The organism is Bradyrhizobium sp. WSM3983 (assembly GCF_000473045.1).
Lineage (GTDB): Bacteria > Pseudomonadota > Alphaproteobacteria > Rhizobiales > Xanthobacteraceae > Bradyrhizobium.
This window is the reverse complement of record NZ_AXAY01000035.1, coordinates 37124-59454: the sequence shown is the minus strand read 5'-3', so window position 1 is coordinate 59454 and position 22331 is coordinate 37124. Positions and strand designations below refer to the sequence as shown.

The 22331-nt window shown below is 59.5% G+C and carries 20 protein-coding genes and 1 pseudogene; 7 read left to right on the top strand and 14 right to left on the bottom strand.

Going from position 1 to position 22331, the window contains the following annotated elements:
* Positions 1-582: 582 nt before the first annotated feature.
* On the bottom strand, positions 583-927 hold the full coding sequence (locus YUA_RS52835; RefSeq protein ID WP_371259933.1) for a LysE family transporter: 345 nt from the start codon (positions 925-927) through the stop codon (positions 583-585).
* A gap of 183 nt (positions 928-1110) precedes the next feature.
* Positions 1111-1737: an FMN-binding negative transcriptional regulator gene (locus YUA_RS0135060; RefSeq protein ID WP_027534862.1), complete on the bottom strand. Its 627-nt coding sequence runs from the start codon at positions 1735-1737 to the stop codon at positions 1111-1113.
* Positions 1738-1779: 42 nt separating this feature from the next.
* Here YUA_RS0135060 and YUA_RS0135055 point away from each other — a divergent pair, with 42 nt between their 5' ends.
* Positions 1780-3306 carry a PLP-dependent aminotransferase family protein gene (locus tag YUA_RS0135055; RefSeq protein ID WP_084293073.1) on the top strand — a complete coding sequence of 509 codons (1527 nt, stop codon included), beginning with the start codon at positions 1780-1782 and terminating at the stop codon, positions 3304-3306.
* Positions 3307-3845: 539 nt separating this feature from the next.
* Here YUA_RS0135055 and YUA_RS46005 read toward each other — a convergent pair.
* Together YUA_RS46005 and YUA_RS0135045 are read right to left on the bottom strand one after the other, a co-directional pair.
* Positions 3846-4653: pseudogene (locus tag YUA_RS46005) on the bottom strand (polysaccharide deacetylase family protein).
* A 62-nt stretch (positions 4654-4715) separates the two neighbouring features.
* Entirely contained in the window at positions 4716-4919 is a 204-nt protein-coding gene (locus YUA_RS0135045) for a hypothetical protein (RefSeq protein ID WP_027534860.1), read from the bottom strand.
* 1128 nt (positions 4920-6047) lie between these two features.
* Between YUA_RS0135045 and YUA_RS50530 the strand changes: the two genes are divergently transcribed.
* The gene (locus YUA_RS50530) at positions 6048-6203 is read left to right on the top strand and encodes a hypothetical protein (RefSeq protein WP_156947478.1); all 156 of its coding nucleotides are present in this window, start codon (positions 6048-6050) and stop codon (positions 6201-6203) included.
* A gap of 167 nt (positions 6204-6370) precedes the next feature.
* Here the strand turns inward: YUA_RS50530 and YUA_RS0135030 are convergent, their stop codons facing one another.
* Complete coding sequence (locus tag YUA_RS0135030; RefSeq protein WP_051383541.1) at positions 6371-8290, bottom strand: methyl-accepting chemotaxis protein; 1920 nt, start codon at positions 8288-8290, stop codon at positions 6371-6373.
* Between the two features lie 415 nt (positions 8291-8705).
* On the opposite strand from YUA_RS0135030, the gene YUA_RS50525 reads away from it, so the two are divergent.
* On the top strand, positions 8706-8999 hold the full coding sequence (locus YUA_RS50525; protein WP_156947476.1) for a hypothetical protein: 294 nt from the start codon (positions 8706-8708) through the stop codon (positions 8997-8999).
* 181 nt (positions 9000-9180) lie between these two features.
* Here the strand turns inward: YUA_RS50525 and panC are convergent, their stop codons facing one another.
* From panC to bioB, 7 genes are all read right to left on the bottom strand, one after another.
* A complete protein-coding gene (gene panC / locus YUA_RS0135020; RefSeq protein ID WP_027534857.1) occupies positions 9181-10032 on the bottom strand; it encodes a pantoate--beta-alanine ligase in 852 nt (283 codons plus the stop codon).
* A gap of 19 nt (positions 10033-10051) precedes the next feature.
* Positions 10052-10915: a 3-methyl-2-oxobutanoate hydroxymethyltransferase gene (gene panB / locus YUA_RS46000; protein WP_035972536.1), complete on the bottom strand. Its 864-nt coding sequence runs from the start codon at positions 10913-10915 to the stop codon at positions 10052-10054.
* Between the two features lie 399 nt (positions 10916-11314).
* The gene (locus YUA_RS0135005; RefSeq protein ID WP_027534854.1) at positions 11315-12580 is read right to left on the bottom strand and encodes an adenosylmethionine--8-amino-7-oxononanoate transaminase; all 1266 of its coding nucleotides are present in this window, start codon (positions 12578-12580) and stop codon (positions 11315-11317) included.
* Positions 12577-13209: a dethiobiotin synthase gene (bioD, locus tag YUA_RS0135000; protein ID WP_027534853.1), complete on the bottom strand. Its 633-nt coding sequence runs from the start codon at positions 13207-13209 to the stop codon at positions 12577-12579. Before bioD ends, YUA_RS0135005 begins: the two co-directional genes overlap by 4 nt.
* Positions 13206-14360, bottom strand: a complete 1155-nt coding sequence (locus YUA_RS0134995; RefSeq protein WP_027534852.1) for an 8-amino-7-oxononanoate synthase — start codon at positions 14358-14360, stop codon at positions 13206-13208. Before YUA_RS0134995 ends, bioD begins: the two co-directional genes overlap by 4 nt.
* 84 nt (positions 14361-14444) lie before the next feature.
* Positions 14445-14798, bottom strand: coding sequence for an aspartate 1-decarboxylase (gene panD / locus YUA_RS0134990; protein ID WP_027534851.1), 354 nt, complete (start codon positions 14796-14798; stop codon positions 14445-14447).
* Between the two features lie 3 nt (positions 14799-14801).
* Positions 14802-15839 carry a biotin synthase BioB gene (gene bioB / locus YUA_RS0134985; protein ID WP_027534850.1) on the bottom strand — a complete coding sequence of 346 codons (1038 nt, stop codon included), beginning with the start codon at positions 15837-15839 and terminating at the stop codon, positions 14802-14804.
* A gap of 122 nt (positions 15840-15961) precedes the next feature.
* Between bioB and YUA_RS0134980 the strand changes: the two genes are divergently transcribed.
* Positions 15962-16597 (top strand): GntR family transcriptional regulator, encoded by a 636-nt coding sequence (locus YUA_RS0134980; RefSeq protein WP_027534849.1) that lies wholly within the window; start codon positions 15962-15964, stop codon positions 16595-16597.
* Positions 16598-16751: 154 nt separating this feature from the next.
* Here the strand turns inward: YUA_RS0134980 and YUA_RS0134975 are convergent, their stop codons facing one another.
* On the bottom strand, positions 16752-17186 hold the full coding sequence (locus YUA_RS0134975) for a nuclear transport factor 2 family protein (RefSeq protein WP_027534848.1): 435 nt from the start codon (positions 17184-17186) through the stop codon (positions 16752-16754).
* Positions 17187-18946: 1760 nt separating this feature from the next.
* Between YUA_RS0134975 and YUA_RS0134970 the strand changes: the two genes are divergently transcribed.
* The 3 genes from YUA_RS0134970 (at position 18947) to YUA_RS0134960 (ending at position 21417) form a co-directional block, all read left to right on the top strand.
* The gene (locus YUA_RS0134970) at positions 18947-19306 is read left to right on the top strand and encodes a Dabb family protein (RefSeq protein ID WP_027534847.1); all 360 of its coding nucleotides are present in this window, start codon (positions 18947-18949) and stop codon (positions 19304-19306) included.
* Positions 19307-19420: 114 nt separating this feature from the next.
* The gene (gene pabB / locus YUA_RS0134965) at positions 19421-20815 is read left to right on the top strand and encodes an aminodeoxychorismate synthase component I (RefSeq protein WP_245285337.1); all 1395 of its coding nucleotides are present in this window, start codon (positions 19421-19423) and stop codon (positions 20813-20815) included.
* On the top strand, positions 20812-21417 hold the full coding sequence (locus tag YUA_RS0134960) for an aminodeoxychorismate/anthranilate synthase component II (protein ID WP_027534845.1): 606 nt from the start codon (positions 20812-20814) through the stop codon (positions 21415-21417). Before pabB ends, YUA_RS0134960 begins: the two co-directional genes overlap by 4 nt.
* 72 nt (positions 21418-21489) lie before the next feature.
* Here YUA_RS0134960 and YUA_RS47290 read toward each other — a convergent pair whose 3' ends face one another.
* Positions 21490-22275 (bottom strand): restriction endonuclease, encoded by a 786-nt coding sequence (locus YUA_RS47290; RefSeq protein ID WP_051383540.1) that lies wholly within the window; start codon positions 22273-22275, stop codon positions 21490-21492.
* Between the last annotated feature and the right edge of the window lie 56 nt (positions 22276-22331).

Here is a 22331-nt window from a genome sequence, read left to right as displayed (position 1 = left end):
TTGGATGAGCCCCATGACAGCTGCGAATTCAGAAGCTCACTTGCGTGCCGTGTTGCGGCGCGTCCTGGACGATGCTGTCCAAATGGCACCGGAACCTGCGCGGACGTCTTCCTTAAAAGCATGCCTTGCCGAGAGGATCTTAAATCTCGCCGCGGGCGGCGAAACAGATCCCAAAACTCTAGCGCGGCTTGCCATTCGGCTGATTCAGGACTCATGTCCGAGCTGTTCGGGGTGTGACGGTTGGCGACCGGCCGTTACCGCGACGGAGCGGACCGATCACCCACATGCTGCACATCCACTACCTTCAGACTAGCGCGACCCGAGGCGAACGACGTATGCACGCCGTGGTCTTCATAGATGGCGTCGTCTTTCCTGAGCGGTCAGCCGAAAGATTGCGCTGCAACGTCGGAAGACAGGCCGCAGCTGACAGAATGGACCCCAGGGTGATCAACCAGCCCGCCGCGCAACAAGAAGTGAAGCTCGACGTGAAGATCCCAGCGTCCACATAGCTGCACCAGATACTGGTCGCATTTTGGCGAGGGCAGATGGTCGCTTGGCCAGGCCCGCTCGTGCTTTGGCCGCCTAATGGGTCACGACCACATCGGCAGCAGTATTGAGCGCAACTGAAACGATCCCAAGGATGACAAACTGCCGGGCGACATCGGCGGTTGTTCGATAAATTGCGGGGCGAAGGCGAGAAAGAATGCAGCCGACTTCGGATTCAGTGCTTCGACAATAATGTCTTGCCGAAATACCCTCCGACACGGCTATCTCCACTCCGATCGGGTCGACGATCTCGGCTTCGTTCCATGTCTTGAAGCCAAGCCAGATCAGACAGACAGCTCCGGCGAGCTTGAGCAGAGTGAAGGTTTCCGCACTCGCCATAACGAGCGCAGAGATCCCGACCGCCCCGGCAATGACATGCACCAGACTCCAACACCGGTACCAAAGCTCGATGCCAGACCATGCGCACGGCCACCTGTAAACGTTCGTGCCGCAACGTAAAACATCCCGGGTTCTGGTGTGATCGCCACCAGGCGCGCAGCTCCCAAGAACAGCAGGAACGCCCGAAATTCGACGATCATTCACCCCATCCCGGCAGCCTCCAGCTCATCCTCTCGGTATCAGAGCGGCCACAATATGGTCTTCAGGGCGCTCGCTCCTCGACAATCCATCGATGACGCCGGCGCGATCCGCTGCGTTGCGGTTCTGGCTCACCTTCCGTTTGGCGTCGCACCTTGTGATCGGCATGCGCAGGCCGACGATCGCCTTGAGCTGCGCTTGGATGAAATCAGCCGGAGCGTCCGCGACTGCCCAGCGGTCCTTTTGCGATTGCTCGTGCAGGTCCGTCAGTCGCCTCACTATGTCGAGTAACCGATCCGCATCGTCGAAAAATTCGATCGCACCGTAGGCATGTACCGCAACGTAGTTCCACGTTGGCACGACCTTGTGCGTCTCCTGCTTCGTCATGTACCAGGACGGAGTGACATAAGCCTCAGGCCCCGCAAAGATGGCCATCGCCTCACAGGAAGGCCGCAGCTTCCACTGTGGATTAGACCTTGCCACGTGCGCGTAAAGCGTGCCATTCGCACCCTCCGTCTCGTCGAGAAGCATCGGGACCGGCGTTCCGACCAGCCCCTCTTCGGTTGCAGTGACAAGGGTTGCCGAGCGGGCCTCACGCATGGTCCGGTGAATCTCGGCGATGTCCTCGACGCGAAAGGCTGGCGGCATATACATTGCTAGAACTCCTCCGCATCCGAACACCTCGATCGGATCTTGATGCCTGACCATCTAGGCCGCACACAGGCCACTTTGAAGGACCAGTTTGGAGCGGTATTGGTGGGCCAGTCAGAGACAGGAAAGCGGTGCCATAAGCCAAATGGGGCGCGGCAAATTTATGAAGCATTGAAGGCCCAGATCGAGGATGGCGTCTACAGACCGCGCGACCAGCTTCCTTCGACCCGCGCCCTCGCAGCCGAGTTTGGAGCCTCACGAACCACGATTACGGCAGCCTACGAGCAGCTTCTGGCGGAAGGCTTCATCGAGACGCGGCAGGGACGTCGGGCCTTTGTTGCGCCTGCGCTTCAATCGGGGCGCCTGTCGCGGGCGGCCGGCAAGCAGGCGCCAAGAACGGCGCGTCTATCGGCGTTCGGGCGACGGCTCCTCGCCTTGTCCGGACCGCCGATCGCGACCGAGGCCCTGCCGATCGACTTTCGATACGGCGATATTGCAGCTGCCGATTTCCCGAGCCTGACCTGGCGGCGCGCTCTGACGAAAGTCCTGACGGCGTCTGGTCCGCGCAGCCTGCGCTATCAGGACCCGCAGGGATCAATGGAGCTGCGAACAGCGCTGCAGGCTTATCTGTGGCGTGCGCGCAGTCTGCGCTGCGGCGTCGAGCAGATCATCATCGTCAACGGATCACAGCAGGGTCTGGATCTGTGCTCGCGAATATTGCTCGATCCCGGCGATCGCTTCGTGATCGAGACGCCATGCTATTGGGCCGCCCGGCATGTTTTTGAGAGTTCCGGAGCCACGCCTCAGTTCGTCCCGGTCGATGAAGACGGATTGCAGACACAAGCCCTTAAGGATGTCAAAAAGGCTCGGCTTTGCTACGTGACGCCTTCACATCAATTTCCGTTAGGTCACGTTCTCTCAGCATCGCGTCGTGCTCAACTGCTGCAGTGGGCCGATAAGGCGGGAGCCTATGTCATCGAGGACGACTATGACGGCGAGTACCGATACGATATTGGTCCCATTCAGCCCTTGCATGTCTTCGATGAGGCGGCTCACGTCATCTATCTCGGAACGCTGTCAAAGACGCTCTCGCCCTTGCTGCGTCTGGGGTATGTCGTGGTTCCGCCAGAGCTCATCCACGCATTCCGCACGGCCAAGCGCTTGACCGATCGGCACTCGCCGACGCTTGAGCAAGCGGCGCTGGCCAGCTTCCTACACTCGGGCGCCTACGAGCGGCACGTGAGAAAGCTGCGGCGAAAGAACGCGCAGCGCCGCTCGGCCTTGCTCGAGGCCCTCGCTGAACATTTTGGTGAGGCTATCGAAGTGCAGGGCGCGGAGGCCGGGCTCCATGTGGTGGCCTGGTTCAAGAAACTCGATGCGGCGCAGGAAGACGCAATCGCACAAAACGCCCGGCACAAAGGCGTCGGCATTTATCCTGTTTCCGGACTATACGAGAATGGGCGAGGAAGCGCGAAACGGCGAGCTGGGTTTGTTTTCGGCTACGCAGCACTTGAAGCAAGACAGATCCGGCACGGTATTGCCCGCCTCGCCAGTGCACTGAGTGAACGATAGCACTTCCGCATCAGGCCCCATGCCGCTCCAAGCGTTGCTTGTCACGCGAGGACAACTGGGCGCAGAGCGCGGACTATGGTCGCGGATTATGATATTGCGTCCTCATCTGCCGCAGCGCGTGTCCCGCCTCAGAACATGTATTTTGGCACAGGTTATGCTAGTTTAGCGGCTACCGGGATTTTGCATCATCCTCCCGGGGCTGGAGCGACGCCGCTCGCACTCATTTCAAGCGAGCGGCGTTGTTGTTTCCTGAGGGGCTAACTGCCCGAAGCACTCCGGAGGAAAGCTCGACCTCCTCTTTCTGGTCGTTGCATCAGAGCGTCAGAAAATGCTCAGTTAGGCAAGTATGTCTGCACCAATTTGAATTGCGAGTGTCCCAATTGAGAACGGCGTCTGGCCTGTGCGACTGGCGATTGTCGCGGGGCGATGGCGATCTCGATGGCGCCTGATGCGAAGAAATCACCGTTTTGCAGCGGACGCAGCCGCACTCTACGCAACCCGCGATTCCGGAGCCGGAACTCAGAGCCGCTCTCGCACCATCAATGAGCTCCGTCGGCGTGCGTCTGAACCGGGGCAGCAGCCGGCACCAAGTGTACGATCCGATAGCCTTGGTCGTGCAGGTAGCGCAGGAACGTGGGCATCATAGCTGTCGTCCGCGGCTGCGGATCGAGCAGCAGAATGATTCCCCTTTTGGTGATCTCGAATTGCTCGATCATCTTCTTCAATTCCTGCTCCGGGGTCATGTTTTCCCAATCGGCCGCCCAAAGATCGGCGCCAAAGACAAGGATGCCACGTGACTGCAGGAGGTCGAGCGTCGCAGGCGTCGAGTCGAAATAGGGGAAGCGAAAGAACGGCGTTGAGGACGTTTTGGTCGACGTGCCGTTTAGCGCCATCTCATCGGCCGCGATTCCGCGATCGATGTCTTCCTTCGCCTGCTCGAAGCTGATCTGAGACATCATCGGATGCGACCAACTATGGTGCGCGACAGTGTGGCCCTCGGCAGCGATATGCAAGCTCGGGAAATTCGGCGGAAGACTTGCCGACGAGGAAGAAGGTGGCCCGCACGTACTCCTGCGTGAGCGCGGCCAGCACCTTCTGCGTGTTTGGGGGCCTCGGCCCGTCATTGAAAGTGAGAGCGATCTCATGGTCGGCTAAGGGCAAGGTCTGCGCAAAGCTTTTTAGGCCGACGGGGGGATAGGTTTTTGCATCGACAGCGAGCACGCGCGACGTTCCAAGCGCATGCTTGCCAGAGCAATCGGCCGCGTTTGCCACGGCAATCCCGGTCAGCAGCGCCGTCGCAGCGCCAGCGAGTCGTGAAGCCGTTTTGTGCAGGCCCATCCTCGGCATTACCGCACGGCCCAGGTGCTTCACGACTTAACGCGCTCACTGGGGCATACCGGCATAGCCACTCACTTCTTGCGATTGTAGGGGCTTTGGTTTGTGGGGCTAAGGGAGATGCCTTCCGATGAGGCCTTCCCGTAGATTGCGGTCTCGGTCCGGCCGAGCTTGAGCCCGATAACGCGCGTGGGCGTGTTGCCTTTTGCCAGCTGTTTGAGCTGCCGGACGTCCTGGGCCGTCCAAGGCTTGCCGGTGTTACGCGTTGACTTGGCCATCGCGGCGACTTTCAATACCGCGCCGAGCGATGGCCAAATGTGCCAGTGCTCGGGTTGTAGTTGCCGCTGGTGCCGTAGTTGTCGCGCTGAGTGCTATTCGGATTTGTCGCCGTGTACGGCTGCACATAAGTCCCATTGCTGCGGGTATAACCCGAGACGCCGTGGTTGTTTGGGTTAGAACCCGTACCGAGGTATTGCGCTTGCGCCGCACCAACGGAACAAGTCAACAAACACGCTGCAAACATCGATCTGATCATTTCCCCTCCGCCGTATACATCCAACGAACTTGGTGTCCCGTTCCAACCATAGTGATTGGCATCCGACCGGCCGGGTTCGCCGGCAGATTCGCATTAAAAGACGCCCGAACGCAAGGCACGTAACCAACCAGCGCACTGGCTTTAGATCAATGCCAAGGCAAGCAGGCTCGAGCAGAGCAGCGCAACCCCACCAGCGGTCAGTGCAAGGAGGCTACCCGAGACGAAGTCGTGATTGGGCATACATCGCTTTCCGTTGCGGCGAAGAACATGAGCCCCATTGCTGCCCTCGCGGTTTGACCGACGAACGCATAAATGATTATTCGAATCGTGTGCACTATTCCTGCTGTTGTCAGGAAGACATGCTTCTTTCCAGCGCGCTGAGGTGACCGCGCGCCGTTTTGCAACCGAAGAGGGCGTTGAGGATCCAGAAGGACGAACCTAAGTCGGTCTGTCTCTGCGGCCCGACATGCTCGTCTGATCTAGAGGTCACGAGGTTTGCACGCCGATTCTCAGACACTCCGGAGTGCGAGGAGATTCATAAATCCGATACTGCTACCGGAGTATGCTTTTTGCCATGCGTGGACTCCATCATTCCGCTCGTGACCTTTGCAATTGCGCTGCCGGTCCATGGCCGCCACCAGGATGGTTTCGAGCCGGGACCGACCGCGCCCATGCCACTCGTCAACGTACCCTAGCCTGCAAACATGGCGCGGGCGCAGAGGCCGGCATGCTTGAGATCTGCGACTGCTGTCCGAGTCCGCGCACGAGTGCCGTTGGGCCAACTCAGCAAACGTGCGGTATGAGTGAGTGTAGATCGGTCAAGTGACGATGACAGAGCGGGAACTATCGCTTTTGGAGAAGCAAGCTGCGGATGCTCTTCGTCGCGCACGGCGACTGCCCGCTGGTGCGAGCCGAAACGATCTTCGTCAGCTCGCAAGGGCGCTTCTTTGGCTGCATCGAAACGGTATGGAAGCTCTGGAGCAAGAGCGATCAAGCATGGAACATGGATCACGATGAGAGGAGCTAGGTGTCATCTCCTGTGCAGGCGGGTACTCCGAGGACAGGAGGCGCGACGGCTCGGGTCGCGCACGTGAAGACGCTTTCGCCCGCACCATTGCCTTAAAGCAGCTGGAGTAGTCTTCGAAAACGCATCGATGTTCCGGCTCCGGCGGCTCGTGCCGTTGAAATGTCAGCTTAAGCCGCCTGGACCCTGCCGAGGAAGCTGCCGAGCTCGCGCCTCAGCCGAGCGCTTTCCCCAGACAGAAGCTCGGCAGACATCAGCACCTGCATCGAGGCCCCTCCTGTATCCATTGCGCCGTTGGTTACTTCAATGGCGCTCGCCGCCACCTGACTGGTTCTGGCGGCCGCTTCCTGCAAATTTGACGCGATGTTCTTGGTTGTTGCTCCCTGCTCCGCGATGGAGTTGACAACGGTCACGGCGATCTCCGAAATGCGGCCGATAATGACGCCGATATCGGCAATCGCGCCGACCGAGTCAGTCGTTGCCGTCTGAATGCCGTCAATGTGCTCGCTGATCTCGACGGTCGCATGCGCCGTTTGCGTTGCGAGAGACTTCACTTCATCAGCGACAACTGCGAAACCTCTGCCGAGATCGCCGGCGCGCGCAGCTTCAATTGCCGCGTTCAGCGCGAGCAAATTGGTCTGCCGCGCAATCGCGGCGATCAGCTGGACCACGCTGCCGATCCGGTCCGCCGCAGCCGCCAAACCGGCCATGCGCTGATCGCTGAGTTCGGCCCTGCGGACCGCTTCGCGCGCGATATTGGCGGCCTCTTCGACCTGCCGGCCGATGTTGGCAATCGTTGCCGCCATTTCGCCCGTCGCTGTCGCGACAAGCTGAACATTGGCAGACGCTTGCTCCGATGAGCTGGCGACTTCGACTGAGAGTTGCCGGCCGTGATCAGCGGTGCAGGTAAGGCTGCGGGCGGAGGCTTCAAGATCTGAGGAGGCAGAGGAGACCGTATCGATGACCTTGCCCACAGCGGTTTCGAATTCGCCGGCGAGCCGAGCGATATCGGCTTTGCGCTGCTCGGCGGCGGTACGATCCTGTTCAGCCTTGACATCGATTTCGGCTTGCGCCTTCTCGCGCGCTTTCAGCTTGAACAGTTCGACCGCTGCGGCCATCTCGCCAAGTTCATCCTTACGGCCAAGGCCTGGCAGCACGACGTCGAACCGACCCTCGCCGAGCTGGCGCATGGCCGCCGTCATCGAAGCGACGGTCTGTGCGACGCGCCGTCCGAACAGCAACGCGAGCAGGCCAACGAGCAACGTTGCAAACCCGATCAGCCAAATCAGCTTCCGCTGAATTTGTTCAGCTTGCATTTCCGCAGCCCGCGAGCGCATGTCAGCGGCGGCCATGATCTTTGCGAGCGCCGGGCTGATGCGGTCGTAGATTTGCTCGAGATCGTCGGCCTGATCGCTCAGCGCCTGCTGCGTCACCATGAAGGACACAAAGCTCGACTTGTATGCGCGGATCAGCTCGAGCAGTTGGGATCTCGTCTCCGGAGGTAGGCTCGCCTGAGCAAGTGCGGTTTCGAATTCCGCCTCCCTGTCAGCCAGTTGATCCCCATCTTTGTCTTCGCCACGAAGGATGAAGTCTTTCTCGTGCCGGCGCATCGTCAGCATCAGGATCGTGAGGCGTGACTGGTTCAGGTCGGCCAGACGTTGCTCGATGGCGTGCACGGCCTTGCGCAGCTTGCCCTGAAATCCATCATCTTCGTTGAAGCCGAGATTGCGTTGCGCCGAGACCACGTTTCGAAAGCGGGTCGCATAGAGATTGATCACGGACCGCAACGCGGTCGCTTCCTTCCGTGGGTCGTGGTCGGGCAGAGCCGACACAAATGCTTCGACCCAACTCAGGTCTGCGAGCTGCTCCTCATGGCTCTTCGCATGCTTCGTGATTGTCATTTCGCTGGGCTTGCGCAGGAAGTCGTTCGTGATTTGTCGTGACACCAGGAAGCTTTGTGACAGCGATGCGACATGACCTTTGAATTTGTTGCTGTCATTCGTCTCGCTCTGGACCAGGCTCGCGTAGTTCAGGGCGGCAGCGCAGAGTGCACCTGTGACAACAACTCCCGAAATCCCGAGCAGTGCCATCTGGCCGCGCAACCCAACGCGAAAGCCCCGGCAACTCCTCAACTGCCCGATAATTCTGCTCGCTACTCCGGTCATTTTACCCCGTGATGAATTTTATGCGCCCGGTGCAGTGCTGGTTGTCGCCGGTCCGACGGGCGTGATCGGTATCGAGCAGAACGGGAGCTGGCCTGCTTTGCTCGTTGATGACTGGCTTGCTAATTTAGATTGATTTCAGAATCCTGAATTCGCGTTTGTAGGCGCACGCTTGTCTTCCAGCAGCAGGGGCACTGCGCAGCCGCTCGCTTTGGAAATCTCCGCGCTTTTGTCAAAAACATAGACAAGTTGGGCTTCGCCCAGTGCGACAGCTCACCAGGCTGTTCAGAGAACGACAATTCGTTATTGTTCACGCCGGCCTCCACATGGTCGGCGCTTCTGAATGCGCTTCGCGGCAGATCTGTTTGAGGTCGCCCAGGGCCGTCTTACCTCTGGGGTCGGTTCGCGCCGCGCCGTGTTCATGCCGAACTGGCTGGTCTGCCGCGATGGACCAGTGCTCGGATCGTATGACTTCACTCCCGAGCCGCATCAAATTGCACTGCAGCCAGATCATTTGCAGCTTCTCGCGCTTGCTGCACCGAAACAATGTCTCAGCATACGCGCCCATGCGGAGTCGGTAGAAATGGCCAGCCATGTCCTGCTCCTATGCCGCGCCGACGAACTGAGACGAGTTTGACCACGTCATTGTTGCCGCCCCGCGCAACGGTCGGGTCGTGAAACGGGGCTGCGCCTAACCCTGCATCGTAACGACATCTCGATGTTGATTAATGCAACTTATCCCAACACGACGCTTAAATTCCGCGTTCGCGCACGTGTTGCCGACGGATTTCGCCGCACTCAATCCGCTCGTGCTGGTGCTAGGAAGTTGGTAACGCCAGTATCACATTGTCGATCAGCCGGGTCGAGCCTACGTAGGCTGCGGCACACAGTGCCGCCGGGTGGCTTAGCGGACTTTTGGCGGCCTTGAACGAATCATGGTCGACAAGCTCAAGGTATTGCAGCCGATCGACCTCGTTCAAATGCCCTTTGGCGATTGCAAGCAGCTTTTCGACGTCGCGTTCTCCTGAGCGGAACTTGTCCGCTGCGGCGAACAGTCCACGGCTGATGGCGCCAGCCCGCCGACGTTCTTCCTCGCTGAGATAGCGGTTGCGACTGCTCATCGCGAGCCCATCCGCTTCCCGGACCGTTGGCACGGTAACGATCTCGATCGGAAGATCGAGATCAAGTGCCATGTGACGCACGACCGCGCATTGTTGAAAATCCTTCTGTCCAAAAAACGCGACATTCGGCTGCACCATGTTGAGCAGTTTGCAGACTACGGTTGCGACACCGCGAAAGTGTCCGGGCCTGAACGCTCCGCAGAGCGGCTTTGCCAGGTCGCCCGGCTCGACGAAGGTCTCAAAGCGTGCCGGATAGACTTCCCTCGCATCCGGCGCAAAGACGATGGCAACATCGGCGCCGCGGCACAGTTTCTCATCGCGCGTCAAGTCGCGCGGATAGGTGCTGAGATCCTCGTTTGGTGCGAACTGAGTGGGGTTCACGAAGATGCTGAGGACGGTGAGGTCAGATTGCGCCCGGCTGGCTTCGACCAGCGCCAGGTGACCTTCGTGCAAATAGCCCATAGTCGGCACGAATCCAACGCGTTGACCGGCCCGGCGGGCGTTTGCAAGAGCGCGACGAAGTTCAGCGACTGTCGTGATTGTCTGCATTTCTTGGCTGTACATCAGGCTAGGTGGGGGTCCAGGTTGCGATCGTCTCGGCAAGGCCCTCTGGAAGCCGATAGGACTCCTTCGGTCCCGGGAATACGCCGCTGCGGACATCTGCGGCCCAGCGCGACAGCGCCTCCTGCAGCAGCTGAAAACCCTCTGCATAGGCGCGAACGAATTTCGGCCGATGACCTTCAGTCAATCCCAGGACATCATGGAATACGAGCACCTGGCCCGCGCAACTGGGACCCGCGCCAATTCCAATGGTTGGTATTGTCAGGAATTCGGTCGCGCGCGCGGCGAGCTCCGCCGGGACCCCCTCCAGGACCAGAGCGAAGCATCCGGCCTCCTGCAGACGGTGAGCGTCGTCGAGCAGGCGCAGAGCATCGTCGGCTTTCCGGCCCTGTACCTTGAATCCACCCATGACATTGACACTCTGCGGAGTGAGACCGAGATGACCCATTACAGGAATTTCGCAATCGACGAGAGCACGGACCATTTCGATGCGCTTCGCGCCCCCTTCGAGCTTAACCGCTGCCGCGCCACGCTGCAGAAAGCCTCCGGCGTTGCGTATCGTCTCCTCAATGCCGAGGTGAAAGCTGAGAAATGGCATGTCGGCAACGAGCAGGGCACGCGCTCTTGTGCGCGCAACAGCATCCAGGTGATGGTTCATCATGGCCATACTGACCGGCAGCGTGTTATCAAATCCGAGGCAGACATTGCCAACGCTGTCTCCGATCAGGATGACATCGACGATGGAATCGGCGATGCGCGCGGTGACCGCATCGTAGGCTGTCGTCATTACGATACGACGCCCTTCGTCCTTACACCGCTGCAGCACTGGAATCGTGACACGTTCAACAGGCTGCTCTGAAATGTGGCTCATCTTAGATCCCGACCGCTCCGCTGCCCGCATCCCGGACTCGGGGCTACCTACGGAAGCTGAGAGAAGACTGTCAATGGTGCAGGCGAAACGAATAACCACATTTCCAAAGCCGGCGGCGGACAGATAGAAACATCTAATGATTGCGCAATCATCAAAAACGGAAACTTTGTTGCCACCATTTCGTTACGCGGACCGACTTTGCAACGCGCCGGGCACCGCCACGTCGGCACGCTACCGCTCTCCGCACATCTGGCGAGCTTGCGCCGGGGGTACAGCGTCGGACATCTCTGCGACAGCGGCTCGGCCCCCTTGCCAAAGCCTCCGGCAGGTTCAGGTTCGGCCAGCATATTCACCTTACGGCCGCAGCTGGGTTCCGTTAGACGCGCTCGAGCCGCACCTTCAAGCCAGCGCATCGGCAGCATCCCTGATACCAGCGTAGATTTGATCAAGATCTGCCGCCGTGACGCAATAAGGCGGCATCACGTAGATCGTGTTGCCGAGTGGGCGGAGCAAGAGATTTCGGCCCTCCAAGAAGGCCTGAAGCTTCGGACCAATGTTTGCCAGATAGCCCGGATCGCTCGTTTCCAGATCGAGCGCTGTGATGGTGCCGGTCCGACGGACGTTTGCAAAGCGCGGATCGGCGCGGAATGGGTCGATTGCATGCTCTTGCATCGCGGCAACCGACGCGACGCGCTGGCGAGATTCTTGATCTTGCCACAGATCCAGACTCGCTTTTGCGGCGGCGCAGGCCACTGGATTCGCCGTATATGAACTGGAATGAAAGAACGTACGCGTACGATCTTTCGAGTAATGCGCGTCGAATATATCCGCACGGCAGAGCGTCACTGCCAGTGGGAGCGCCCCTCCGGTGAGGCCTTTCGAATAGCAGGCGATATCGGGGATGACATTGGCCTGCTCGCAGGCGAATAGTGTTCCGGTACGGCCCCAGCCTGTCATGACCTCGTCGGCAATAAACAGGACGTCCGAGGCCTCGCAGATGCGCTTCATTTCGCTTAGCACCCAGGCGGGGTACATCAACATTCCGCCGACCCCCAAAATCAGAGGCTCCACAATAAAGACGGCCGGAATTTCGTTTCGGCATGCAGCATCGAGCGCATCGAGCGTCGCCTGCTCTCGACCTCTCGCAGGGAACGGGATTGCTGTAACGTCGAACAGTAGCGGCCCGTATGCCGCGTTGAACACGCCTCTAGCACCCACAGACATCGCCCCAACCGTGTCGCCGTGATAGGAGTGTTGCATCACCACGATGCGTATTCGCTGCTTGCCGATATTGTGCCAATAGCCGAGTGCCATTTTTAGGGCTACTTCCACGCTCGCCGAGCCACTGTCGGAGAAGAAGACGTGGTCGAGACCACGGGGTGCGAGTTTCATAAGTTGCGCCGCGACCTCCTCGGCCGGATCGTGGGTGTAGCCAGCGAAGATGATCTGGTTGAGCTTGCTTGCCTGTTCCTGAATCGCGCTCACAATATGCGGATGGCAATGACCGTGGGTCACGACCCACCAGGATGAGATTGCATCGATGATTCGACGGCCATCCCCGGTATGAAGATAAGCGCCGTCACCACGCACAACTCTTGTCATTTCATCTCGAAGCGCGTGTTGGGTGAAGGGATGCCAGATCGACGACTTCTTGGTTGGCATCATGGCTTGAAATCGTCAGCACGAAATGAGCTTTTGAACGCGGCCTGCAGCGTGTCTGGTGTGAGAGGCGAAAGCCAGGGTAATCGCCCCAACCAACGCACCCGCCCCATCTCGCGAATTGCACTCTGAGTTTCGGCATTTCTTTCGCCAATGAATGCTATCCCAAGAATATGGATCTGGCGCTTTCGCAGAGCCTCTATCGAGAGCAGCGAGTGGTTGATCGTCCCTAGTCGCGTGCTGGCGCAAAGCAGGACGGGGAGCCGCCAGCGCTCGAAGATGTCAATATAAAGTGTGTTGCCGTTCAGTGGCACCATTAGCCCGCCGGCCCCCTCGATCACGAGCGGTCGCTCGCCGGTGTTTGGCACGTGGAGCGAATCCGCGTCGATGCGAACTCCGTCGATTTCGGCGGAATAGCGCGGAGAAGCCGGTGTCCGCAGGCGGTAAACCTCCGGCACGATGCGATCGGCTGAGATACTGCCCAGGCGCGTAACGACCTCAGCATCGGTCTCTCCTTCGAGGCCGGCCTGAATTGGCTTCCAGTAGTTCGCGCCGAGGAGATTCGCGAGGCCCGCGCAAACAACCGTTTTTCCGATCCCGGTATCTGTGCCGGTTACTACGATCTGCAGACTCATCGAGACCAACCCCTTATTTCCTCGAACAGCGCATCGAGCATTGCAAGCACGTCATCCTCCACGACGTTGAGTGTTAGTGAGATTCGCAAACGGGCCGTGCCGGTGGGCACGGTTGGCGGCCGGATTCCGCGGATATCGAAGCCGCGAGCCTGCAGTGCAGCGGCCAGGCGCATTGCCCGCGCATTGTCTCCCACGACAAATGGCACGATCTGCGAGCCCGACGGACTTCTGCCACTGCGGATACCGATCTGCCGATGTGTGAACGCAACAAGGCCGGCGAGACGCTGCTGGCGCTCGGGCTCCTGCTGCAGGATTGCGAGCGCTTCCCGCACAGCGACAGCCATCAAAGGTGACGGCGCGGTTGCGAAGATAAAAGGACGGCAGCGATTGACCAGGAAATCGCGCAGCACGCCGGTTGCCGTGACGAGCGCGCCTGCAGCGCCCAGCGCCTTGCCGCAGGTATGCACAACCAAGAGGTTTTCGCGGCCTTTATAGCGAGCGGTAAGCCCACGACCCTGCTCGCCGTAGACGCCGGTGGCATGGGCCTCATCGACCATCAAGAACGCATCGTACTGGTTCGCGATCGCGATCAGCTCCTCAAGCGGCGCGAAGTCACCATCCATGCTGTAGAGACTTTCGACCACGATCCAGGCCCGGCCGATTCCCCCTTTTGCGCGCCAGTGGCGAATTGTGTCTTCGACTGATTGGGGGTCGTTGTGGGCGCTCATCCGAAAATCGGCTCGGCCGGCCCGCGCGCCTTCATGAATGCTCGCGTGCACCAGAGAATCGAGCACGAGCAAGTCGCCCCGCTGCGGCAGCGTTGTCAGGACCGCAAAATTTGCGACATACCCGCCGCTGAAGAAAAGCGCCGTCTCGGATCCAAAGAACTGAGCCGCTTCTGCTTCGAGACATTCGTGCTCCTCGCAATTGCCGCGCAGAAGCCGCGAGCCACCCGCTCCGATCGGTGTGTCAGCCTCGAGCGCCGCCAAAACAGCCTTTTTCATGCGCGGTGCGGACGCAAGCGCGAGATAGTCGTTCGATACGAAATCGACGCCTGCGCGCGGCTTGAGGCTGCGCAGACGGTCGTCTTTTTTCAGCGCATGCAAGGCCGCGGCATAGTCGGCGACTTTGGCCGCATGGATTGAGTTCATTTTTCGCGCTCGGGATCGTCAACAGTCGCGCAACACTTCCATTGGCCGCTAGGGACAATGGCTCCAAGACCGCTCTTTTGGTTTTCAACCTGACCGGATGCGGTTTTCTGGGTCGACCAGCACGACGCTTGGCCTGAACGATTTTGCTTCCGCCTCATCGAAGGAGGCATACGCAACAATGATGATCTTATCTCCAGGCATCGCAAGGCGCGCGGCCGCACCATTCAGCCCTATTATGCCGGACCCCTGGGGCGCCGCGATCACATAGGTGGCAAAGCGCGCTCCGGTGTCGATGTTGTAGATTTCGACGCGTTCGTTGATCAAGAACCCCGCAGCATCCAACAACGCCTTGTCAATCGAAATCGATCCTTCATAGTGCAGATCGGCTTCAGTCACCGAGGCCCGGTGGATTTTGCCCTTCATCATCGTAATCTGCATTGGTCACCTTCGATGGAATTGGCGCGCAGGATGCGCGCGGCGGTGTTCAGTGAGTCCGGACGTGATGCCGAGCCTGGCCAGCAAACTCGTGTCGCGGTCGGCTTTCCGGTTTTTCGTGGTCAACAGCACATCGCCGATGAAGATCGAATTTGCGCCCGCTAGGAAGCACAGCGCCTGCAGTTCATCGCTCATGTATTGACGTCCAGCGGACAACCGCACCACGCTCTTCGGCATCATGATGCGGGTCGCCCCGACTAGACGCGCCAGCGCGATGGGATCGGCGCGCTCTGCGGTGTCATTCACCGGCACGCCCTTGACCTCGTTCCACAGGTTGATCGGAACGCTTTCCGGATGACTGGGGAGGTTGGCAAGCAGGACGAGCATGGCGAGGCGATCCTCGACGAGCTCCCCCATGCCGATAATGCCGCCGCAGCAGACCTTCATGCCCGCCTCGCGCACATGTGCAAGTGTGTCGATCCGGTCCTGTAAGGTGCGCGTGGTGATGATCTTGCCGTAGAACTGCGCCGAGGTATCGACGTTGTGATTGTAGAAGTCGAGACCGGCCCCTGAGAGCCGCGCCGCCTGCTTCGGCGTCAGCATACCGAGCGTGACGCAGGTTTCCATGCCGAGACCCTTGACCGCACTGACCATGTCGCAGACCTGATCAAGATCGCGGTCTTTTGGACTGCGCCAGGCCGCGGCCATGCAGAAGCGGGTCGCTCCAGCATCCTTGGCGAGCTGCGCGGTCGCGACCACATCCGCGCGATTCATCAGGCGGGTGGCTTTCAGCCCAGTATCGTAATGCGCGCTCTGCGAGCAGTAGCCGCAGTCCTCCGGACAGCCGCCGGTCTTGATGCTGAGCAGGCTTGCGGTTTCGACGTGGTTCGGATCGAAGTTGGCCCGATGAACGCTCTGCGCCTGAAACATCAACTCGGCAAACGGCAGGCGATAAATTGCTTCAGCCTCGGTGCGCTTCCAGTTTCTACGAAGGTGCGCGCTGTTGCCTCCGTCGCTTCGCTTCCCGTCCACAGCAGCAACCATAAGAGCCTGCCCCCACTTGCGATCAGTCATAGATAATGCGAGCGATTATCTATGATAACGAGCCTCGACCAATGCTAGAGGATGTTCTAAGTGAACGCATTCGTTTTTCTGGTAGATAATCTATGGTGATGGACGAGAACACGACGGTCGCCGGCCGCATCGCTGACTCGATCGGTGAGCGCATTATCACCGGCGCGCTGCAGCCAGACGCTCCGCTCCGGCAGGATCATGTCGCGCGGCAATTCAATTCCAGTCACGTTCCGGTCCGCGAGGCCTTTCGGCAGCTGGAAGCCCAACACCTTGTCGTAGCTCGACCCCGTCATGGCGTGCGGGTTGCTCCTCTCGACATCAAGTCGGTGAAGGAGATCGCCGAGATGCGCGCCGCGCTCGAGGTCGTCGCACTGCGCAATGCGGCTCCAAAGCTGACGTCGGCCCATTTGGCACGGGTCGAGCTCGCCCTCATTGAAGGAGATAATGCCGAGACAATTGAGGATTTTGAAATGGCCAACCGCGCCTTTCACCACGCGCTTGTTTCGCCCTGCGCGATGCCGCGCCTGCTCGCCAGCCTCGATGGACTGCAGCTTGCAAATTCGCGGTTGGTGTTCGCAATGGCGCGAAGTGCCGGCTGGCGACCGCGGTCCAACCAGGATCACCGGCTGATTCTGCAGGCACTGCGATCCCGCAACGTCGATCAAGCCTGCAGCCTGCTCGCGCGCCACATTCAAACCATTGAGCGCCTTGCCCTTCCCGCCTCCTGACAGGAAGAGGCTTCCGGTCCGTTTACGAAGTTGTCTACGTTGACGCCGATCGCCATCATCACCACGCAATGAAGACGCGATCGCGTCCGGCGTAAGCATCGCGCACCCGCCATCATCGACCCCAAAAGGGAGAGACCCGCTGGCGTCCCTCACCTCAGCTTGTCATCTTCGGGAGATGAATTTGCCGGCCGAGTGCCTGCTCGACGAGATCAAAGGTGTCGACGAGCACACGCATCCTGATGAGCCGACCGGCCTTGAACTGGGCGAACTGCGCCACGCGCAGCGAGATGGACTTGTCGGATTGGCGCGCCGTCAGGGAACAGCGCAGCATGGAGGCTGCGGAATCGACGCCGAGCATGGTAGTCTCGCGGTCGAAACGGCGAATTTGGACATTGTCAGAGATCTCCCGGATGACGCCGAGCGCGGCGCGCTTGCCGTGCCGAGTGCCGAGAAATGGAAACATGTCGGTCGGACCATAGAGCGTCCAGTCGACCTCCTCGTCGAGGAGGGCCTCGATGTACTCAAAATGCCGGTCATTGATCGCGCGATGCAAAGTACGCGAGAAGCGCCAGAAGCTATGCTCCGCCATTTTGGTGTTCCTAAAACTTGCAACAACGGAGCTGCTTCTTGGTATCTGCATCGACGCATCTAGCTCGGCGGACCTCATTGCGGCGGGCTGGGGCCGCCTCCATAGCCCCGCCACGGGAGCGAACCAAACGTCCATGTTCCCTCGCGCACAGTGTTAGACAGCGCTACGGCCATGAGCTCCCCCACCCGCAAGGCTGCAAGTGACATCGAATACCAGCAGGATGCTGCGGCAAACGACGTCATGAGTTCGAGCGGCGAGGCGTGAAGCTTCGAGGCATTCGCTTCGGCACATGACGTTTTCAGCCAGGGCATCAACAGGCTCCTGGCTTCATAGCGAAGGTAGCAATCGTAACCACAGTACGGCCTCTGCGTCGACACGTCCCGCAGGTATCCGGTGCCGAGAACTTCCGCGCATGCGGTACAAGCCGCGCTGTTAAGTGGGGCTCTGTGATTGACCAATACGAACTTCATGATGGTGAGATCCACGCCTTCCCTGAGGTCGGTGCGCAGTTCGCGAGATTGTCGCGCGCTAATCGACGTCAACGATTTCGACGCCGCAGTAAACGTGCGGCACTCCGGACCGCAGTAGGAGGCGCGTCCTCCGGTCGGGCGCCGTCTCAGCCGCCGGTGACCACTCAGGCAGCAGGTAATCGCCGCAACCAATTGCTGTCCGCTTCGCAACGGGACTTGAAGTGCTCAACGCATCTCTTTGAGCAGAGGGCGGTTCGCGAAGAGTAGTAACGAATAAGGCCAAACTTTCCGGCGCAGATGGCGCACCGTTTGACGGTGTTGCGCTGAAGTTTTTGATGGTCTTTGGACATGTCAGTCTCCAATTTCTGCATCTCCCCTTGCTCGTTGGAAGGCTCAGGCTTGCGACGCGTGGCAGGGCGCGACGTAGCTCAATCCGCGCCGCGCTTCGGCATCCATTTCCGCCTACACTCGTTGCCTTGACCTTGACCTGCGCACCTTTCGATCGGGCACCGTCGATAAGCGGAAAGTTTATCTCCTTGCTCTAGAAGAAATTCGCCAATCTCCTTCCTGCCAGCGCACCCATCATGCGATGTTTCTCGATTTGGCGCAGAAATTCATCGTAGAAATCGGCTATTGGTTCGGCATAGCGGCCGCACTGCAGAGGGACGATCGGCTGACATCCGACCAGCTGAGCCCGATCGTAGATCGGTCCAAAGCTGCTTCTGCAACGCCTAGAGTGGCTGCGCACGACCGGGCCTATCGAGGACGACGTCTCGAGCGTGTCGCCCAGGTCGTGGCCGGCCCGATCGCGATGCCGTCTCGACAAAGCTGGAGCGCTCACGTGCCGCGACCATCAACCGCCTCAAAAAGCCGATGTGGGTTGCACCTCATGAGCGGCTATTGGCTCCCGGAAGAGGCGGGTCGTGCTGGTGACTACCGATAAGCGCATGGACGAAGGACGAATTCACGCGGCCCCTTTGGTCTGCGGAGATCCCAACAAGGAGAGCTTGCAAGACCGATGGCGTGTGGCTGGATTTGAGAGCGGTTTCATCCCGACACCGAGGCACCATGACTGAGTACCGGCGGCTCACGTCGTGCGGTCTGAAGCGCGCGCGCTGGCCGCTGGGCCCGGACTGCGGTCACGTGCCGCAAATGGACCCCGCTTGACCACGGGCAGAAGCTCCAGCAGCGATGCCATGGTGGCGATTGCGACGCGCCGCGGTAATGTTGCAGCGGGCTCAATGCCAAGATAGTTATGCGCCTACTTGCGATATCAACCCAAGGCCATTCATGATTCGTCACATCGTTTTGTTTACCGCCAAGGATAAGGCCCGGATCGACGAAATGATCGAAGGCCTGTCAATTCTCACCACAATCCCGCATGCACGCCTGCTGGAGGTTGGTCGCAATCGCAAGACCGACCAGTTCGGCAACGATATCGACGTTGTGGTCTACGGTGAGTTCGACAACGAGAGGGAACTCGCAGCCTACAGGGCTCATGAGCTGTACCAGGAATCGATTAGTCGGGTGCGACCGCTCCGCGAGCTGCGGTTTGCGGCCGACTACACCGTATCAACGGATGCGCGCTTCGCCTCAATGGCAGCAGCAGGTCAAGTCGCTCGGGGCCTCGAGCCGACTGGCGGGGGCTAACCTGACAATCGGCCTGGATGGTCTCCGGGCCCCAGACGAGCGCCTCTCGATTGAGTAGGGATCGCAATCTGAGCACATCTCACAGCATGCAATTCATCGGTGATTGACAGCCCAGTGCACGTCCGCGAGCTGCAGTGGATCGAGCCCGTCACGGCGATGCGACGTTTGGCGCATCGATCGCAGCTTACGTTTCTTGATAGCGCGGCAACGCATGAATTGCTCGGCCGCTATTCATATCTGAGCTGCGACCCGTTCGGTACCTTTATGGTCGCGGACGGACAGGCGAGTTGGAACGAAGAGGCTCTTGAGGGCGACCCGTGGGAAGCTCTTCGTGCCCTTCTCGCCAACTATTCGCAAGAGCATCGCTCCGATCTCCCCCCGTTCCAGGGAGGCGCGGCCGGCTTCCTTGCTTACGATCTAAACAGGACGTTAGAGCACTTGCCGACGTCCGTAATTCCCGGCCAAGGATTGCCCCAATCGCTCCTGCATTTCTATGACGTAGTCGTGAGCTACGACCACCGGCACAACAAATGCTGGATCGTTTCGACCGGATGGCCGGAGCAGGATCCTATTCGCCGCGTAGAGCGTGCGCACCGCCGAGCTGACGAATTTGCATCTCTCCTTGCCCGCGCAGAAACGCCGCGGGATGCATCGTCCGGCAGCGTGGGCGCCTGGCATTCGAACTTCAGCCGCGATGACTATATTGCGGCGGTCAAGCGCGTCGTCGGCTTGATTCTGGCCGGAGACGTCTTCCAAGCCAACATTGCGCAGCGCTTCAGCGCCAGGGTGCCGACTTCCTTCGACCCCCTCACCTTCTACAGCGAGCTACGATCATCAAACCCCGCACCGTTTGGGGCGCTCCTGCGCTATGGCAAGCTGACCGTCGCATCGAGCTCACCGGAGCGCTTCCTGAAGCTTGGCGGAGGCCGGGTCGAAACGCGCCCCATCAAGGGCACGATCGCGCGTTCCGCTGATTGGAAGGAAGACAAACGCCGAGCTGAAGTCCTCGTTGCGTCTGAAAAGGACCGCGCCGAGAACATTATGATCGTCGACCTCCTGCGTAATGATCTGTCTCGCGTTTGCACTGCACCTTCGGTCGAGGTCCCAGCGCTGTGCGACCTCGAATCCTATGCCTCAGTGCACCATCTCGTGTCGGTCGTTACGGGTGAACTTGCAGGAGACCAGGACGCCGTTACCTTACTTCGCGCTTGCTTTCCCGGCGGCTCCATTACCGGAGCACCAAAGGTGCGCTCGATGGAAATTATAGCGGAAATCGAGCGTGTGGCACGCGAGCTCTATTGCGGAGCGATTGGCTTCATCGGCTTTAACGGGCACATGGACACAAACATTGCGATTCGCACTGTAACGATCGACGGCGATGCGGCCGTCTTTCATGCAGGCAGCGGCATTACGGCGATGTCGGACCCCGAGGCCGAATACGAGGAGACGCTCGCCAAGGCGGAGCGCATCTTCGATGCATTTCGTGCTGAACGAAGGGGTGCATTTTGATTGTCATCATCGACAACTACGACTCCTTCGTCTTCAACATTGCCCGCTATTTCCGCAACCTTGGTGAGGAGGCGGAGGTGGTCCGGAACGACGCGATCAGCGTCACGGACCTTGTTGGCCTGAAGCCGCGCGCCGTGGTCATCTCGCCCGGTCCCTGCACTCCACTTGAGGCCGGAATATCCACGGCCGTCGTTCGCGAGCTTTCAGGTCGCGTACCCCTTTTCGGCATTTGCCTCGGACACCAGTGTATTGGGAGCGTTTTCGGCGGACGCGTGGCCCGTGCACGTCGCCCTATGCATGGTCGGTCCTCCACTGTAACGCATGACGGTCGGGGGCTATTCAAGGAGCTCCCGTCTCCACTTCGCGTTGGGCGCTACCATTCTCTTGTTGTTGAGCTGGATGAGGCGTGCGCGCCGCATCTCACGGTGACGGCGCGTTCGGACGAAGGCGAGGTCATGGCGCTCGCGCATCGTTTCCAACCAACATTTGGCGTGCAGTTTCATCCAGAATCGATACTCACGGAACAAGGGCACGTGCTGCTTATGAACTTCTTGCGCCTGACGGAGGATTCCTGGGCGAAGATCGAGCCAATTGCCGGATAGGTATGATCCGGGTCGGCAGCGGCCCGATCCCGTCGCAACCGATGACTCTCGGGCGCGAAGTGGTACACGACTTCAGGCCTGATGCCGACGCACGGCGCTTGCATCACTGGGTTTGACCGCTTTGTCGCGCAGGGCACGGAATTCAGCAAGCGCTTTGCCCCCATATTCAAGGGCGCTCTCCAGAACCTCGCGATATCCCATCGCATTCTTGATCGAATCGGGCACCTCCTTCAAATCAAACTTGTCGCCTAAACTGGCGATGAGCGGCAGCTTTGGGTACGGGAGGTTGCTGCGCGTATGCGAATGCATGGCAAGAGTCTGCAGGAGCCACCCGAGTTCGGTATGCTTTTTCTTGAGAGCCAGGAAAATCCCTTTGTCCTCATCCGAAAGCTCTGGAAACCAGAGTGGTAGGAACGGCTCTGAATGTGTCATGAGACCATTGAGCTCTGCCAACAGCTTTGGAGAAAAACAGTTGATCAGCCACGAGGACTCGAACGATTCCTGAAATTGCTCCCAGGTCACCAATTCGAGATTGGTTGCGTCGGCGGCCATGAAAGAGCCAGCCTGAAATCCATTCATACTGATGATGTAGCCCTTGTGTGCGCCTGTATCGGCGACGACGGTCCTAAATCCGTGGACGACATTTCGGGGAACGGCGGATTTCCAATACTTGCACTCGCAGAGAACGACATAGCGGCGGCCGCGAACTAGCTCCTCCGCATACACGTCGATTTCAACGCTCCCCCTCACGGTGGGAGTAACTCTCTCGACCGCGACGATAAAGCCACATTCCGCAAGAACGCGCGCAACTTCAAACTGGAGATCTTGCCACGTCGGCGGCGTGATCGTTGTTATCATCTTGATCCCTACAACGCGGAAACCATAACAGGTGAGCCTCGACAACAATCGGGCAG

Excerpts from the sequence above, each read along its gene's own strand:
- YUA_RS0135060 (WP_027534862.1), bottom strand. The coding sequence starts at position 1,737 with ATGTATATGCCGCCAGCCTTTCGCGTCGAGGACATCGCCGAGATTCAC.
- YUA_RS0135055 (WP_084293073.1), top strand. The coding sequence starts at position 1,780 with ATGCCTGACCATCTAGGCCGCACACAGGCCACTTTGAAGGACCAGTTT.
- YUA_RS0135045 (WP_027534860.1), bottom strand. The coding sequence starts at position 4,919 with ATGGCCAAGTCAACGCGTAACACCGGCAAGCCTTGGACGGCCCAGGAC.
- YUA_RS50530 (WP_156947478.1), top strand. The coding sequence starts at position 6,048 with ATGCTCTTCGTCGCGCACGGCGACTGCCCGCTGGTGCGAGCCGAAACG.
- YUA_RS0135030 (WP_051383541.1), bottom strand. The coding sequence starts at position 8,290 with ATGGCACTGCTCGGGATTTCGGGAGTTGTTGTCACAGGTGCACTCTGC.
- YUA_RS50525 (WP_156947476.1), top strand. The coding sequence starts at position 8,706 with ATGCGCTTCGCGGCAGATCTGTTTGAGGTCGCCCAGGGCCGTCTTACC.
- panC (WP_027534857.1), bottom strand. The coding sequence starts at position 10,032 with ATGCAGACAATCACGACAGTCGCTGAACTTCGTCGCGCTCTTGCAAAC.
- panB (WP_035972536.1), bottom strand. The coding sequence starts at position 10,915 with ATGAGCCACATTTCAGAGCAGCCTGTTGAACGTGTCACGATTCCAGTG.
- YUA_RS0135005 (WP_027534854.1), bottom strand. The coding sequence starts at position 12,580 with ATGATGCCAACCAAGAAGTCGTCGATCTGGCATCCCTTCACCCAACAC.
- bioD (WP_027534853.1), bottom strand. The coding sequence starts at position 13,209 with ATGAGTCTGCAGATCGTAGTAACCGGCACAGATACCGGGATCGGAAAA.
- YUA_RS0134995 (WP_027534852.1), bottom strand. The coding sequence starts at position 14,360 with ATGAACTCAATCCATGCGGCCAAAGTCGCCGACTATGCCGCGGCCTTG.
- panD (WP_027534851.1), bottom strand. The coding sequence starts at position 14,798 with ATGCAGATTACGATGATGAAGGGCAAAATCCACCGGGCCTCGGTGACT.
- bioB (WP_027534850.1), bottom strand. The coding sequence starts at position 15,839 with ATGGTTGCTGCTGTGGACGGGAAGCGAAGCGACGGAGGCAACAGCGCG.
- YUA_RS0134980 (WP_027534849.1), top strand. The coding sequence starts at position 15,962 with ATGGTGATGGACGAGAACACGACGGTCGCCGGCCGCATCGCTGACTCG.
- YUA_RS0134975 (WP_027534848.1), bottom strand. The coding sequence starts at position 17,186 with ATGGCGGAGCATAGCTTCTGGCGCTTCTCGCGTACTTTGCATCGCGCG.
- YUA_RS0134970 (WP_027534847.1), top strand. The coding sequence starts at position 18,947 with ATGATTCGTCACATCGTTTTGTTTACCGCCAAGGATAAGGCCCGGATC.
- YUA_RS47290 (WP_051383540.1), bottom strand. The coding sequence starts at position 22,275 with ATGATAACAACGATCACGCCGCCGACGTGGCAAGATCTCCAGTTTGAA.